The 16,269-nt window shown below is 44.4% G+C and carries 11 protein-coding genes; 3 read left to right on the forward strand and 8 right to left on the reverse strand.

All coding sequences use genetic code 11. The features are described 5' to 3' along the window. Window positions 1–45: 45 nt before the first annotated feature. Window positions 46–702 carry a YigZ family protein gene (locus BN3282_RS13790; protein WP_059070050.1) on the reverse strand — a complete coding sequence of 219 codons (657 nt, stop codon included), beginning with the start codon at window positions 700–702 and terminating at the stop codon, window positions 46–48. Between the two features lie 246 nt (window positions 703–948). Between BN3282_RS13790 and BN3282_RS13795 the strand changes: the two genes are divergently transcribed. Next, on the forward strand, window positions 949–3,675 hold the full coding sequence (locus BN3282_RS13795) for a transglycosylase domain-containing protein (protein WP_082667552.1): 2,727 nt from the start codon (window positions 949–951) through the stop codon (window positions 3,673–3,675). Window positions 3,676–3,758: 83 nt separating this feature from the next. On the opposite strand, the gene BN3282_RS13800 is transcribed toward BN3282_RS13795, so the two are convergent. The 4 genes from BN3282_RS13800 to ftsH all read right to left on the reverse strand — a co-directional run bounded on the left by BN3282_RS13800 (window position 3,759) and on the right by ftsH (window position 9,725). Next, the gene (locus tag BN3282_RS13800; protein WP_059070052.1) at window positions 3,759–4,700 is read right to left on the reverse strand and encodes an ROK family glucokinase; all 942 of its coding nucleotides are present in this window, start codon (window positions 4,698–4,700) and stop codon (window positions 3,759–3,761) included. A 20-nt stretch (window positions 4,701–4,720) separates the two neighbouring features. Further along, a complete protein-coding gene (gene hprK, locus BN3282_RS13805; protein WP_059070054.1) occupies window positions 4,721–5,650 on the reverse strand; it encodes an HPr(Ser) kinase/phosphatase in 930 nt (309 codons plus the stop codon). A gap of 53 nt (window positions 5,651–5,703) precedes the next feature. Then, complete coding sequence (gene uvrC, locus BN3282_RS13810) at window positions 5,704–7,557, reverse strand: excinuclease ABC subunit UvrC (protein WP_059070523.1); 1,854 nt, start codon at window positions 7,555–7,557, stop codon at window positions 5,704–5,706. A 155-nt stretch (window positions 7,558–7,712) separates the two neighbouring features. Next, window positions 7,713–9,725 (reverse strand): ATP-dependent zinc metalloprotease FtsH, encoded by a 2,013-nt coding sequence (gene ftsH, locus BN3282_RS13815; protein WP_059070057.1) that lies wholly within the window; start codon window positions 9,723–9,725, stop codon window positions 7,713–7,715. 183 nt (window positions 9,726–9,908) lie between these two features. Here ftsH and BN3282_RS13820 point away from each other — a divergent pair, with 183 nt between their 5' ends. Next, entirely contained in the window at window positions 9,909–11,387 is a 1,479-nt protein-coding gene (locus BN3282_RS13820) for a DUF1846 domain-containing protein (RefSeq protein WP_059070525.1), read from the forward strand. Between the two features lie 59 nt (window positions 11,388–11,446). On the opposite strand, the gene BN3282_RS13825 is transcribed toward BN3282_RS13820, so the two are convergent. The 3 genes from BN3282_RS13825 to BN3282_RS13835 are packed head-to-tail and all read right to left on the reverse strand — an operon-like array spanning window position 11,447 to window position 14,311. Beyond that, a complete protein-coding gene (locus tag BN3282_RS13825; protein WP_059070059.1) occupies window positions 11,447–12,001 on the reverse strand; it encodes a phosphatase PAP2 family protein in 555 nt (184 codons plus the stop codon). Next, entirely contained in the window at window positions 11,989–12,930 is a 942-nt protein-coding gene (locus BN3282_RS13830; protein ID WP_059070527.1) for a tRNA dihydrouridine synthase, read from the reverse strand. Before BN3282_RS13830 ends, BN3282_RS13825 begins: the two co-directional genes overlap by 13 nt. Before the next feature lies 1 nt (window position 12,931). Further along, window positions 12,932–14,311 carry an MATE family efflux transporter gene (locus tag BN3282_RS13835; RefSeq protein WP_059070060.1) on the reverse strand — a complete coding sequence of 460 codons (1,380 nt, stop codon included), beginning with the start codon at window positions 14,309–14,311 and terminating at the stop codon, window positions 12,932–12,934. Window positions 14,312–14,535: 224 nt separating this feature from the next. Between BN3282_RS13835 and BN3282_RS13840 the strand changes: the two genes are divergently transcribed. After that, window positions 14,536–16,257 carry an ABC transporter ATP-binding protein gene (locus tag BN3282_RS13840; protein ID WP_059070529.1) on the forward strand — a complete coding sequence of 574 codons (1,722 nt, stop codon included), beginning with the start codon at window positions 14,536–14,538 and terminating at the stop codon, window positions 16,255–16,257. Window positions 16,258–16,269: the final 12 nt, after the last annotated feature.

The following is a 16,269-nucleotide window of genomic DNA, read 5'->3' on the forward strand; positions in this document are numbered from 1 at the left end:
TCCATAGATGAACATTCACCTATAGCGCAGCGCCCCCGTTCTCTTTCAATATTCCTTAAGTATCTTTATTTCTCCTTCTATCTTCGCAAACCAACATATACCTACTCTTTCGATCTGTACTTTTCCGTTCGTTCCTTCTATTAGCCCCGCGCATACAACCCTTTCTTCCTCTTTTGCTGTCAGTGCATATAATTCTACCTGTTCAGCATACACCGTTTCTATGACAGGTATGCCTCTTTGTCCCAAAATATACTGGATCTTGCCAAGCCCTGTATAATCTGTCTTTATTTTCAGTTTAAACCCTTCTATTTTGGTAATAATCGTACTAGAAGCAAGCGCCTCTTTACACGCAGAAGAATATGCACGCACCAAACCGCCTGTTCCAAGCAGTGTGCCCCCAAAATACCTTGTCACCACGACCAGAACATTGGAAAGTTTTTGTCCTCTGATGACTTCCAGGATCGGCTTCCCGGCAGTGCCGCTCGGTTCTCCATCATCGCTGCAGCGCTCTGCTGTCTGTGTATCTCCAATTACATATGCCCAGCAGTGATGTCTCGCATCCCAGTACTGCTTTTTTACCTCTTCCAGGATCTCTGCCGCCTCTTCCTCCGAGGATACCGGAAATACCTCTGCGATAAAACGGGACTTTTTCTCGACAATTTCCGCAGAAGCTCCTTGATATACTGTCTGATACTTTTCCAAACTATTGCCCTCTTTTCTTTCCTGCTACTAACACTATACCAGACTCCTGAAAAACTACAAGAATTTCTTAAGATTTCCTTAGAAATGTGAAGAATTTATTTTTTTCTTTATTTAGATATGTAAATTTGCTATAATCATAAGAGTGATTCTTTTGTGCCGGATCATTTTCGGCGGCTAAATCGGCGCAGACAGATACCTCTGTCTGTGTTTTATCGCTTTCGAGCAGATATAAGGAGGATTTGATTCATGAATTACGGAAAAGAGAATCTTTCCAAGAGAAAGAAAAATATCTCTTCTAAGAAGAAAATGAAAAAGAAACGGGTCGGCGTCCGGGTATTTAAAGCTGTCGTCATCTGCCTGCTTCTGATCGGTATGATCGGAGTAGCCGGAACTGCTTTCTTTGCAAAGAAGATCATAGACAATGCGCCAAAGGTTACACCTGCGAATATCAAGCCGCAGGGATATACTACCTTTGTATATGCCAAAGACGGCACTGAGCTGGAACAATTTAAAGAATCCGGTTCTAACCGTGTCTATAAAACGATCGACGAGGTTCCGGAATATCTGGCAAACGCCTTTGTCGCTATCGAGGACGAGCGTTTTTATGAACATAATGGGATAGATCTACAAGGTATTTTAAGAGCTGCCGTTATCGGCGTCACTTCCGGCGGTGATTTTTCACAGGGGGCAAGTACGCTGACACAACAGCTTATTAAAAATAATGTTTTCCCTAATTTCACGGATGAAAAGACATTTTATGACCGTCTGGAAAGAAAACTGCAGGAACAGTATCTTGCGGTCGAAATCGAAAAACAAATGAGTAAAGATGAAATACTGGAATCTTATATGAACACGATCAATCTAGGTCAGAGTTGTCTAGGTGTCCAGGCTGCATCCAAACGCTACTTTAACAAAGATGCTTCTGAATTGACACTCTCTGAATCCGCTATGATCGCCGGTATCACACAGAATCCAACCTACTATGATCCAGTTATAAATCCAGAAAATAATGCAAAACGCCGGGAAGAAGTTCTAAATAAAATGCTGAAGCAAAAATATATCACACAGGCCGAATATGATGAAGCCCTTGCAGATCCGGTATATGATCGGGTTTTGCAGACTGCTCCTGCTTCCGACGCCACTCCCTATTCCTATTTTTCTGACTCTCTGGCAGAACAGGTCATCCAGGATCTGATGGAACGCAAAGGCTTTACCGAGACACAGGCACACAACGCATTATACAGCGGAGGACTGACGATCACGGCGACGCAAGATCCTACTATACAACAAATCTGTGATGAGGAGGTTGCAAATGTAGGCGACTATCTCGGTGTATGGGAATATGGTCTTGATTATGCTCTGACGATCAACCGGGCGGATGGTACAGTGGAGAATTACAGTAAAGAAATGCTGGGAGACTATATCGCCTCTGCCTGGGGACGTGAATATCCGCTTGTCTTTTATTCTGAAGAGGAAGTACACAGCGCAATCGCGGAATATAAAGGCACTTTGAATATCACGGAGGAGGATACCGTGGACGAACGGATCGATATTTCCCCGCAGCCGCAGGCTTCTGTCGTTTTGATGGATCAATATACCGGAGAAGTAAAAGCGATCGTTGGCGGCCGCGGAGAAAAAACAGCCAGTCTTTCTCTCAACCGTGCCACTGATTCGCCCAGACAGCCTGGTTCCTGTTTCAAGGTGCTTTCCACCTATGCTCCCGCGATCGACAGCGCAGGTTATACTCTTGCAACCATGATCGACAATAAGGGACCTTTTACCTATAAAGACGGCAACAAAGCCAACAACTGGGACAATCAATATCCTGGTCAGTCCACAGTCCGCTACTCTATCGAACATTCCATCAATGTCTGTGCTGTAGAGACGTTGACTGCGATCGGTGAACAAACCGGTTATGATAAACTGCTGGACTTTGGCTTTACGACTCTGGTAGATGGAAATAATGAAAATTTCCCTGGTATGACAGACGTTGCGCAGGCAACTGCTCTGGGTGGTATCACAAGAGGTGTATATAATATCGAAATGACTGCTGCATACGCTTCGATCGCAAATGGCGGTGTATATACAAAACCAATCCTGTATACGCAGGTACTTGATCATGACGGGAATGTTTTATTAGACAATACAACACCTGACACACACCAGGTACTCAAAGACTCCACCGCAGCACTTTTAACCAGCGCAATGCGGGATGTTATTGAAAAGGGCACCGGTACAGCGGCAAGGCTGAACAGCATGCCGGCAGCCGGCAAGACAGGTACAACAGAGAACAGTACTGACCTCTGGCTTTCTGCTTTCACTCCATACTACACTTGTTCTGTATGGGGCGGATATGACGAAAATAAACCAATGGATGGCATCAGTCAGGTTTGGCATGAGACTCTATGGAAAAACATCATGGATCGTGTTCATGAAGGACTGGAGTACAAAGATTTTACAATGCCGTCCTCTGTAGAGCAGAAAACGATCTGTACAAAAACCGGACTTTTGGCAGTAGATGGATGCCCAGCCCTGACAGAATATTTTGCTGTCGGCACTGTTCCAACGCAGAGTTGTTCCGGGCATAAAGATGAAGAAGATAAAGATAAAGACAAGGATAAAGATAAGGACAAAGATACCTCCGACACGGATGATACTGACAATGAAAATACCAATAATGGCGGTACCGACGGTGGCGATACCGATGGCGGCGGCGATGGCGGTGGTACTGGCGGCGGCGATGGCGGCGGTAATGGCGGTACTGGCGGCGGCGATGGCGGCGGTAATGGCGGTACTGGCGGCGGCGATGGCGGCGGTACTGGCGGTACTGGCGGCGGCGATGGCGGTACTGGTGGTGGTACCGGCGGCGGCACCGGCGGTGGCGAAACCGGCGGCGGCACTGGCGGCCCGGCGGTGGCGAAACCGGCGGCGGCACTGGCGGCGGCAATACCGGTCAATAATTTCCTGCTATAAGACACAGAACAAAATAAGTCCCTCCCGGTAATATACATGAACCGTGAGGGACTTCTTGCTGCTATAGTATTTTTCTGTTTCTATCAGCACACCTCGTCTATGATCAGTTTTGCCGCGCCGCAGATGCCTGCGTCATTTCCTAGCGTCGCCAAAACAAACCGCACCTCTTTATTAGCAAAAAAAGCATGTTCCTTATAAGGCTTTTCTATAAAAGAAAGCAGTACATCTCCCGCTTTTGATACTCCTCCGCCCAATACGATAACAGAAGGATCTGTAACTGCTGCCAGATTCGCCAGACCACATCCTAAATATTCACCAAACGCGATTGCGATTTCCTTTGCCACTTCATCCCCTTCTTTGACGGCGTCAAATACATCTTTGGCAGTCACTTTTTCCTCTTTCAATAGAGTTTGTTTATCCGTGCTCTTTAACTTTTGTTTTGCCAGACGCACGATGCCCGTTGCAGAAGCATACTGTTCCAGACATCCTCTTTTTCCGCATCCGCAGGTTTCTGTCTCACTGTAATTCACACAGATATGACCAATCTCCCCTCCTGCCCCGTGTGCACCGGTGAGGACTTTCCCATTGATGATCACACCGCCGCCCACGCCGGTTCCAAGCGTCACCATCACCATATTTTTTTCTCCGCTGCCGCCGCCTTTCCACATCTCGCCCAGCGCAGCTACATTTGCGTCATTTCCTACTTTTACTTTCAATCCCGTCAATGCTTCCAGTTCTTTTCTGACTTCTTTGTACTTCCATCCTAGATTTACACTTCCATTTACAATACCGTCTTCCGTCACCGGAGCAGGCACTCCTACACCGATCCCGATCACATTCTCTTTTTCTATGTGATGCTCTGCAAGTTTCTTTTCGATTGCATCCGCTATATCCGGCAGTACAGCTGCTCCTTCATTGTCCGTATGGGATATGATCTCCCACTTGTCGATGATATCCCCTTCTGTTCCCAAAAGTCCTAGTTTTACTGTTGTTCCTCCAATATCAACTCCAAAACAATACTTCATGTCTGTCTCCTATCCTTATCCTATCTTTTCTTTGCCAGATTTTCCTGCACACGCTTATATAATTCCTGTGCCGCATTATATCCCATCTGTTTCTGTCTATGATTGACCGCGGCAGATTCTACGATAATCGCGAGATTACGCCCCGGACGTATCGGGATACTATGACATACAACCCGATTCCCAAGAAATTCTGTATAATTTTCTTCTAATCCTAGGCGGTCATACTCCTTCTCCCTGCTCCAGTCTTCAAGCGTAATGACTAGATCGATATTCTGTGTTTCGCGGACACTTTGTACACCAAACATAGATTTTACATCTACGATCCCGATCCCGCGCAGTTCAATAAAGTGTCTTGTGATATCTGGCGCAGAGCCAACTAATGTATCATCGCTCACCTTACGTATTTCCACCACGTCATCTGTGACAAGACGATGTCCTCTCTTGATCAGTTCTAGAGCAGCCTCACTCTTTCCGATCCCACTTTCTCCCATGATCAAAACACCTACGCCATATACATCGACCAGAACACCATGTATGGAAATGCACGGCGCAAGTTTTACATTCATCCAGCGGATGATCTCCGCCATAAAATCTGATGTCTGCTTAGATGTTGTCAGGATCGGTGTATCTGCTTTTTCCGCTTTTTTCAAAAGCTCCCCGTCCGGCTCAAGATTCCTGCTGAATACAATACAGGGGATCTGATGAGAAAGCAGTTCATCATAGATCTTGTTTTTTTCTTCTTGTGTCAATGTCTGTAAATATGTATATTCCACATATCCGATTATCTGCACACGATCCGAATCAAAATGATCAAAATACCCTGCAAGCTGCAGAGCCGGTCTGTTAATATCCGGTACATGTACCTCTTTATCTGCCAAGCTCACATCTGGTGTCAGATTTTTCAGATCCATTTTTTCGGCTATCTCACTTAACTTAATTCCTTGTCCCATAACTCTCTCCTTTCTGCTGTTCCAATTTTATGCGCCATTATGTTTTTATTATATCATTTGTGAAAAAAATTGTATACGGATTCAGCGGCTTTTTCATTCATGGACGGAACAGAGGCAAGTTCTTCTTTTTCGGCCGCCCGGATGGCATCCAGACTCATATAATGACGGATGAGAGCCTTCCTCCTTGCCGGTCCGATTCCTTCAATATCATCCAATATAGAGTGTACCTGCCCTTTTCCTCTTAACTGCCGATGATACTCAATTGCGAACCGATGCGCTTCGTCCTGGATCCTGGTGATCAATTTAAAACCTTCGGAAGATCTATCTATCGGAATTTCTTTATTCTGATAATACAGCCCGCGCGTTCTGTGGTGATCATCTTTTACCATTCCGCAGACAGGAATCGTAAGATTCAGTTTTTCCAGAACTTCCAGCGCGATATTGACTTGTCCTTTACCTCCATCCATCAATATCAGATCTGGAAATACGGTAAATTTTCCTAGCTCTATGTCCTCTTTTTTTTCTTGCAGTCCATGCATAAATCTGCGGGTCAATACCTCACGCATGCTTCCATAATCATCTGCTCCCTGTATCCCTTTGATCTTGAACTTCCTATAGTCATTACGCTTGGGTTTTCCCCTTTCGTAGACGATCATGGACCCCACCGACTCAAATCCATTCGTATTTGATATATCAAATGCCTCCATCCGGCGTATTTTATCCAGCCCCAGCCATGCCGCGATTTCTTTTACAGCGCCAATCGTTCTTCCTTCTTCACGCTTTAATCTTTCCTTATCTTTATCCAAAACAAGTCTTGCATTGTTTGCCGCCAATTCCACCAGCTTTTCTTTTGACCCCTTCTTTGGAACACGGATAACCAGCTTTTGTCCTCTCTTTTTACTTAGCCACTCTTCTATCAGTTCCTTATCCTCTATTTCTTCCGGCAGCATCAGTTCCCCTGGGATAAATGGCGTCCCTGCATAATACTGTTTGATAAAGCTGTCCAATATACTTCTGTGTTCCTCTCCCTTTGAAATACGCAGATAAAAGTGCTCTCTTCCGATCAGCCGCCCGCCTCGGACAAAAAACACCTGTACCACTGCGTCTCCTTCTTCTGTAGCCACAGCAAGAATATCTCTGTCCTCCCCGCTGCTGTCCGTGATTTTTTGTTTCTGGGAAACTTTCTTTATACTATTTATCAATTCTCTGTACTCGATCGCTTTTTCAAACTCCAATTCTTCTGATGCCGTGTTCATTTTTTCTTCCAATTCTTTTAACACACTCTCATAATTTCCATTTAAAAAATGAATGACTTCACTGATAGCTTCCCCGTATTTTTCCTGGGAAATATATCCCTGGCAAGGTGCGTCGCACTGTTTGATATGATAATTGAGACAAGGACGCTCCTTTCCTGTGTCCCTTGGCAGATTTCGATTACAGCTCCGCACATGATACAGCCTGTGGAGCAAATCCAGCGTATCTCTTACCGCCTGCGCGCTTGTATACGGTCCAAAGTACCGAGCTTTATCCTTCTGCATCCTTCTTGCCAGCATGACACGAGGATATGCCTCATTTACCGTTACCTTGATAAAAGGGTACGCCTTATCATCCATCAGCATCGTATTATACTTCGGACGGTGTTCTTTGATCAGATTGCATTCTAATACAAGAGCCTCCAGCTCAGAATCTGTCACTATATATTCAAATCTGCTGATATGTGTCACCATCTGTTCGATCTTCACACCCTTATTTCGACTGCTCTGAAAGTATTGACGGACACGGTTCTTCAGACTGATTGCCTTCCCCACATAGATAATCTCGTCCTTTTCATCATGCATGATATAGACGCCTGGTTTTCCCGGCAGTTTTTTTAATTCTTCTTCAATGTTAAAATTTATATTTTCCATATTTCCTACCATGCTCCTTCATACTGTTTTATTATATCGCGTATATCTCTTGCGTACAATCCTAATCCTTCGGGTAAAAAATACCCCCAGCCGCGTTTCCACAGCTAAGGGTATTTTAACATAAATATTTCCGTCGTGCCGATCTTGATTGCTTTCTATTCCTCGGCCTCCGCAGGCTTCATAGTGATCCTGCCTTCCTGCTCTCCCTCTTTTTGTTCTTCTGTCTCTTCCTGCTTCTCTTCCGATTCGTCGATTCCCTGCACTTGACGGAAGATCTCCATAAATTCTTTTCCGGTGATAGTCTCTTTTTCTATCAAGAAATCCGAGATTTTATCCAGTGCCTCCCTATTGTCTCTCAACAGACGTTTTGCTTCCTCATATGCAGCTTTCAATATCTTCATAACTTCTGCATCTATCTCCGCTGCAGTAGCATCTCCGCAGTTTAAAACCGGTCTGCCATCTAGGTAACGGTTCTGGATAGATTCCAGACCAATCAGCCCAAACTTTTCCGACATACCATACTGGGTGATCATTGCCCGGGCAATCTTAGTCGCTTTCTCAATATCATTGGACGCCCCTGTCGTCACCGTATCGAATACGATTTCTTCCGCAGCGCGTCCGCCCAGAGCCACAACCAACATGGCTTCCAGTTCTTTCTTCGTATTAAGGAACTTTTCTTCCTCCGGCGTCTGCATTACATAGCCAAGCGCTCCCATTGTCCTTGGTACGATCGTAATTTTCTGCACCGGTTCTGTATTCTTCTGCAATGCCGTCACAAGTGCGTGTCCGACCTCATGATAAGAAACGATACGCCGTTCTTCCTTGCTCATAATACGGTCTTTCTTTTCTTTTCCGACCAGAACGACTTCTACTGCTTCAAAAAGATCCTTCTGGCTTACTACCTGTCTGCCGTTCTTCACCGCATTGATCGCCGCTTCATTGATCATATTTGCCAGATCAGAACCAACAGCGCCGGATGTAGCAAGAGCGATTGCTTCCAAATCCACTGTCTCATCCATCTTTACATCCTTTGCGTGTACCTTCAATACGTCAATCCGGCCCTTCAGATCTGGTTTATCCACGATGATACGTCTGTCAAAACGTCCCGGACGCAAAAGCGCCGGATCTAGAACTTCCGGACGATTTGTCGCAGCCAAAAGAAGCAGTCCCTTGTTGGTATCAAAGCCATCCATCTCTGCCAAAAGCTGGTTCAACGTCTGTTCTCTTTCGTCGTTTCCGCCCATCATGGTATCTCTTGTTTTTCCGATCGCGTCGATCTCGTCTATAAATACAATGCATGGTGCCATCTGCTGTGCCTGTTTAAACAGATCACGCACACGGGAAGCTCCTACACCCACGTACATTTCCACAAATGCAGAACCTGACAAAGAAAAGAACGGTACTTTTGCCTCTCCTGCCACTGCCTTTGCCAACAGTGTCTTACCTGTTCCGGGAGGTCCTACCAACAATGCCCCTTTTGGAAGTTTAGCCCCTATGCCGGTATATTTTCCTGGATTATGCAGGAAATCTACGACTTCCTGCAGAGATTCCTTTGCCTCATCCTGTCCAGCCACATCCTGGAACGTCACGCCGGTCTCTTTCTCCACGTATACTTTGGCGTTGCTCTTGCCAATGCCCATCATGCCGCCGCCTTTGGATACGCGGCGCATCACAAAGTTAAAAAGAACAACTACCATCAAGATCGGCAGCACTAAAGTAATAAAAAGTTCAAACAGCATGGAGGAAAGTGTGTCCGGAATCTTGGCGCTGAATTTTACTCCAGCTTTCTCCAGACGTTCTGTCAGGCTCTCATCATTTACCGTTCCTGTATAATAATCTGGTTCTTTCTGTTTTGTCCCATTTCCCTTTACACTTTCTTCCAACTGACCAACCAGATCCTCTGCCGTATTGCCGCTTTGTCTGCTCTCTGTTTTTGCGTCTTCTTTCAGCGTAATATAGATTTTGGAAGTATCAATCATAACTTCCTCTACTTTTTTGTCATCTACCAGTTCCAAAAATTTATCGTAACTGATCTCTTCTGGATTGTTATCCTTCATCAGCGAATACAGACCCATTACTATAAAAGTGACCAGCAGTGTCGTGACGAGAATAACGCCCCAACCCTGCCGGTTATTCTTGGGATCTTTATGATTATTCTGATTATCCATCGTATGCCTCCTAATTACAAATCGTGCAGGAAGGAACAGCCTCTGTTCCTGCACTGCAGCACTATTATCATTATAAAGACAGGCTGCCTATAAATCAACAAAAAGATTATGAAAATATTGTAAAACCACATCATTTTATAGTATACTGGTTAGGAAATATGTCATGGATTGGGGAATAAAAAAATGAAAATTGGTTTTGATAATGAAAAATACCTGCAGATGCAGTCTGAACATATCCGTCAGCGGATCGACCAGTTTGACAACAAACTATATCTGGAATTCGGTGGAAAGCTTTTTGATGATTATCACGCTGCCCGTGTGCTTCCTGGTTTTGCGCCGGACAGCAAACTGCGCCTTTTAAAGCAATTAAGCGATCAGGCAGAGATCATCATCGTGATCAGCGCAAAAGACATCGATAAAAACAAAATGCGCGGAGATCTTGGGATTACCTACGATTCCGATGTTTTGCGCCTGATGGACTCTTACAAAGAACAAGGACTGTATGTGAGCAGTGTGGTCATCACACAGTTTTCCGGACAGGACGGCGCCGTCCTCTTTAAAAACCATCTGGAAAATCTTGGAATCCATGTTTACCTTCATTATAATATAAGCGGGTATCCGTCCAATATACCGCTCATCGTCAGCGAGGACGGGTATGGAAAAAATGACTATATCCAGACGACTCGTCCGCTCGTCATTGTAACTGCTCCCGGACCCGGAAGCGGTAAAATGGCCACTTGCCTTTCTCAGCTCTATCATGAACACAAACGGGGGATTCATGCCGGTTATGCCAAATTTGAGACTTTTCCTGTATGGAACCTTCCACTTAAGCATCCGGTAAATCTGGCCTATGAGGCGGCAACTGCAGATTTGAATGACGTCAACATGATCGATCCGTTCCATCTGGAAGCTTACGGAGAGACAACCGTTAATTATAACCGAGATGTAGAGATCTTTCCGGTATTAAATACCATGTTTGAAAAAATTTATGGAAAAAGTCCTTATAAATCACCGACTGATATGGGCGTCAACATGGCAGGAAACTGCATCTGCGACGACGCTGTCTGCCGGGAAGCCTCCTGCCAGGAGATCATCCGCCGTTACTATGCCTCCCTTAACTCCTTACTGAAAGGAAACAGTACGGAAGAAGAAGCACAGAAAATTGAACTTTTGATGAATCAAGCCGGTACCGGCACACAGGACCGCAAAGTGGTAGGCGCTGCTTTGAACCGCGCAAAAGAAACTGCCGGTCCTGCCGCTGCAATGGAATTAGATGACGGCAGGATCATTACCGGCAAGACGACTAATCTCCTGGGCGCCTCCGCGGCACTATTGCTCAATGTATTAAAAGAACTTGCCGGCTTGGATCATGAGCTCCATATTATTTCGCCGGAATCCATCGAGCCTATTCAAAAGCTAAAGGTAGACTATCTAAAAAGCAAAAATCCAAGACTCCATACAGATGAAGTTCTGATCGCTCTGTCCACCAGTGCTGCTTTAAACGAGGATGCCAGACTGGCGCTCAGACAACTGCCAAAATTAAACGGATGTCAGGCGCATACTTCTGTCATGATCTCTGATGTAGACATCAAAATTTTCAAAAAGCTGGGTGTACAGCTTACTTGTGAAGCCATTTACGAAACAGATCAGATATATCATTAAAAAGAATACCCGGAATCTGTAAATTGTATTTATCAGATTCCGGGGTTTTCTTATTCGTTCTATTTTATTTTTCTCTTATCTATTGTTTCTCTGCTTTTCTCTGTCAGTTTCCAAGCTGTCCATCCCGCCAATATTCCGATCAGCATCCCTGCCAATACATCTGTAGGGTAGTGTACGCCTACATACAGCCTGGACAGCGCGATCATTCCTGCCAAGAGCAGCGCGCAGATTCCATATTTTCTGGGAAGCGCTTTATATAGTGCCATTGCCGCCGCAAAAGAGGCGCAAGCATGTCCCGACGGAAAGGAAAAATCCCGCTGCTTCTCAATCAATATGTGCAGTCCCTCCACAACCTCATAGGGACGTATTCTGGCTATGGCATTTTTAAGAACGACATTGGTTATAAGCGCGCCTATCACCAATGCAGATAACTCAGCTGCTCCGGCCTTCCTTGTCCTTTTGAACAACAAAAGTAAAACACCTGTGCAAATCCATATCCAGCCGCTGTCCCCCAGATGCGTCACCGCACTCCAAAAGTCATTCATCCAGTCCTGTCTGAGGTGCTCCTGTATAAACAAAAGGATATTCTCATCTATTTGTATCAATATCTCCATAATTCCCGCTCCGCAAACAGTGCATCCACTGCACTCTCGTACTCTGTAAAATGTACAGCCTTTTTAATTCTTTTCGCATATTTTTTAGGATCCGTAAAAGAAAACGCCAGATACGTCCACAGTTCTTTCATTTTGAAAAGAACCGTTCTCTCTCCAGATAATACCGATTGGTAGTTTTGATAAATCTGGTCATGGAACCGTCTTAATTCTCCTTTCTCTAACGGCTTTCCCCCTTTTGCCTTGCGCAGCAGCGCCGGATCCATAAGAACGCCCCGTCCACACATGATGCATGTTAATTCTGGGAACATTTCTTTTAATTTTACCACATCTTCTGCCGTAAAAACATCCCCATTATATACGATTTTATTCTTATTTCTCGTCCACGCCTTTTTAAATGCTTCGATATCCGGCTTATTTTTATAAAACTCTTTTTGTACTCGCGGATGTATGATCAATTCCTCTATAGGATACTGCTCATATATATCCATGATCTTCTCAAATTCCTTTGCTTCTTCCATCCCTAACCTTGTCTTCACAGAAATCTTCAGACTGGATGCCGTAAAAATATGCTCCAAAAATCTATTTAATTTCTCTGGTTCGGCAAGAAAGCCTGCTCCACGGCCTTTTGTCACTACTGTACGAGATGGACAGCCCAGATTCAAGTTGATCTCTTCATATCCATATTCTTCTAGTTTTTTTGCTGTGCGCAGGAAGTCCTCTGCTGAATTCGTCAGTATCTGCGGTACCGCATACATTCCTTGATTATGCGCCGGCATGAGATCCTGCTTCTCCTTGGAGCTAAAATGTCCTTTTTGGTTAGGACTGATAAAAGGAAGGAAATATTTATCGATCCCTCCAAAAAAATCATGTACTGCATTTCTATAAATATACCCTGTTATCCCCTCCAGAGGGGCCAAATAAAACCGCATATCAATCTCCTTTCCCAAATGGGAAGTATTTACCATTATCCAGCTTCTTCATAAGAACACATGCTGCCAGCGCAGCCAGTAATTCTGCCGCCGGAAAGCTCACCCAGATTCCGGCAGCTCCCATAAATCTAGACAACACAAAACCAAGCGGAAGAATGATAATAAGCTGACGAAGCAGAGAAATAAGCAGCGACTGCATTCCCTTTCCCATTGCCTCAAAGACTCCACATGAGATGATTCCCACAGAAGAAACCAAAAATCCCAGCGATATAAGCCGCAGTGCCTGCGTTCCGGCGTTCAAAAGCGCTGTGTCAGCCTGGAACATACCTAGGATTGCAGCTGGAAATCCCAAAGATAAGATCGTACCGGCCAACATAAGCACCGCAGCTGCCAAAAGGCTGTAGCGGATCGCCGCTTTCACTCTTTTTATGTTCCCTGCCCCATAATTATAACCAATGATCGGACGCATTCCCTGAACGATCCCATTTGCCGGCATATAAATAAATGTCTGAAGTTTAAAATAAATTCCCAGCACTGCCACATAGACTTCCGACATACCGGATAGTATCCCATTTAATCCTCCCACGAGGACAGACGGCATCATCATCATGAGTGAGGACGGGATCCCTACTGCATATATCTGCCGGATCAGTTTTTTATCAAACCGGATATATCTAGGATGGAGCGTCACACCGGGGTTCTTCTTCAAATAAACGACGATATATAAAACAAAGGCGCTGATCTGACCAATCACTGTAGCAGTTGCCGCTCCTTTCACCCCCATCTTTGGAAAGCCAAACATACCGAAGATCAGAATCGGATCCAAAATAATATTGATGATGCACCCTGTCCCCAGCAGATACATCGTAGTCTTCATATCACCTATACCCTGATATATTTTCTCCATCGCCACCTGCAAAAGCGCACCGAAAGAAACACACAGCACAGTATAGGTATACTCGCACGCCTGTGCAAGCACTTCTTTATCTTGTGTAAACAGACATAGAAACGGCTTTGTCACTACTATGCCTGCAAGCACAAATAAAATGCAGTGAAACACCGTCAGGACCAGCCCCGTCGCAGCCGCTTGATTTGCTCTTTCCTGATTTTTCTCGCCCAGACTGATGGAAAGAACAGAACTGATCCCCACACCTATTCCCACTGCAACAGATATCACAATATTCTGCAGCGGATATGCAAGAGAAACTGCCGTCAAGGCGCGGGTTCCCAACCTGGAAACATAAATACTGTCTACAATGTTGTAAAGGGACTGTACCAGCATAGACAACATCATCGGAAGAGACATACTCATCAAAAGTGGGAATATCTCTTTTGCCTCCATTTTATTGTATTTCTTTTCTTTTATATTTTCCCTTGACATATTTCTTTCTCCTTTGGCTATACCTGCAGCCTGATTTTATCTTTTACACAAAACATTTGGTAGAATAGCATAGCCTTCTTTTGCCTGTCAAGACTTTGTCCTATTGTCTGTTTCTTTCATGCCGCTCTCTTTTTGACACTCTTGTCTGATTATGCTAAGATTGTTTTGGTTTCTTATTTTCAAATAAGATGTCTAGTTTCTGACTTTAAGAGAGGAGAATGATCTTGCATACTTTAAAACATTTTATCAAATATTACAGCCCTTATAAAATTGTCTTTTTTGTCGATCTGCTCTGCGCCGCCATCATAAGTTTTGTGGATCTGGCATACCCGCAGATTCTCCGTACACTGACAAATACAATATTTACAGAAGAAAGGAATGTGATACTTAAAGCGCTTTTCCCCATTGCTCTTGGTCTTCTTATCATGTACATCATCCAGAGTCTCTGTAAATATTATGTAAGCTACCAGGGGCACATGATGGGCGCTCATATGGAAAGAGATATGCGGCAGCAGCTTTTCGACCACTATGAAAAACTATCCTTTTCTTATTACGACCAGCATAATTCCGGACAGATGATGAGCAAGCTTGTATCTGATTTATTCGATATCTCCGAATTTGCACATCATGGTCCAGAAAATTTATTTATTTCTCTCATAAAAATCGTAGGTTCTTTTGTCTTTTTGTTTCTTATTAATTGGAAACTGGCGATTCCACTTCTGCTTTTAGTTCTGTGTATGTTTGTATTTTCCTATAGCCAAAATAAACGTATGCAGGAGACTTTTATGGAAAATCGCCGCAAGATAGGAGATGTAAACGCCAGTCTGCAGGATACGCTGGCTGGGATCCGTGTCGTACAGTCTTTTGCCAATGAAGAAATCGAGCGAAAAAAATTCCGAAAAAGCAACCACGGTTTTCTTGTCTCTAAACGTGCGAACTATAATTGTATGGGAAGTTTTATGGGTTGGAATCTGTTCTTCCAGGGTATGATGTATCTTATCACTCTTGTATTCGGAGGATACTTGATCGCAAAAGGGCAGATGCAGGCAGCCGACTTGGCTATGTATGCTTTATACATCGGTATCTTCATCAATCCGATCCAAATCCTTGTAGAACTGACAGAAATGATGCAAAAGGGCTTATCCGGCTTTCGCCGCTTTCTGGATGTCATGGAAACTGAACCCGATATCCAGGATGCAGAGGATGCACAGCCCCTTGATAACGTACTGGGCAGAGTTTCCTATGAGGATGTCTCTTTCCACTACAGTGATGATGATACACCTGTATTGTCCCATGTTTCCTTCCAGATTCCGGCGGGAAGATCGATCGCCCTTGTCGGACCTTCAGGAAGTGGCAAAACGACTATCTGTTCTCTGCTGCCCCGTTTTTACGATGTATCCGGCGGACGCATCACGATCGACGGCAAAGATGTGCGCACATTGACGCTAAAGAGTCTGCGCGATCAGATTGGGATTGTACAGCAAGACGTGTATTTATTCTGTGGAACGATTAAAGAAAATATTGCTTATGGAAAACCAGATGCGTCTATGGAAGAGATCATCGAAGCTTCCAAGAAAGCCAATATTCACGATTTTATCGAAGAGCTGCCGGATGGATATGATACCTTTGTAGGAGAACGCGGTACTCGTCTGTCCGGTGGACAAAAACAGCGCATATCTATTGCTCGGGTTTTCTTAAAGAATCCTCCGATCCTTATTTTAGATGAAGCTACAAGCGCCCTTGACAATGAAAGTGAACGTTTTATCCAACAAAGTTTGGAAGACCTTTCCAAAAACAGAACGACCATCACGATCGCGCATCGGCTTTCCACTATTAAACATGCAGATGAAATCATTGTCATCACAGAAGAAGGGATCGCAGAGAGAGGCACACATGAAACACTCTTAAAAAAAGATGGCATTTACGCACATTACTATAATATGTAAGATTACTTTTCA

It is taken from the genome of Mediterraneibacter massiliensis (genome assembly GCF_001487105.1).
GTDB classification, from domain to species: domain Bacteria; phylum Bacillota; class Clostridia; order Lachnospirales; family Lachnospiraceae; genus Mediterraneibacter; species Mediterraneibacter massiliensis.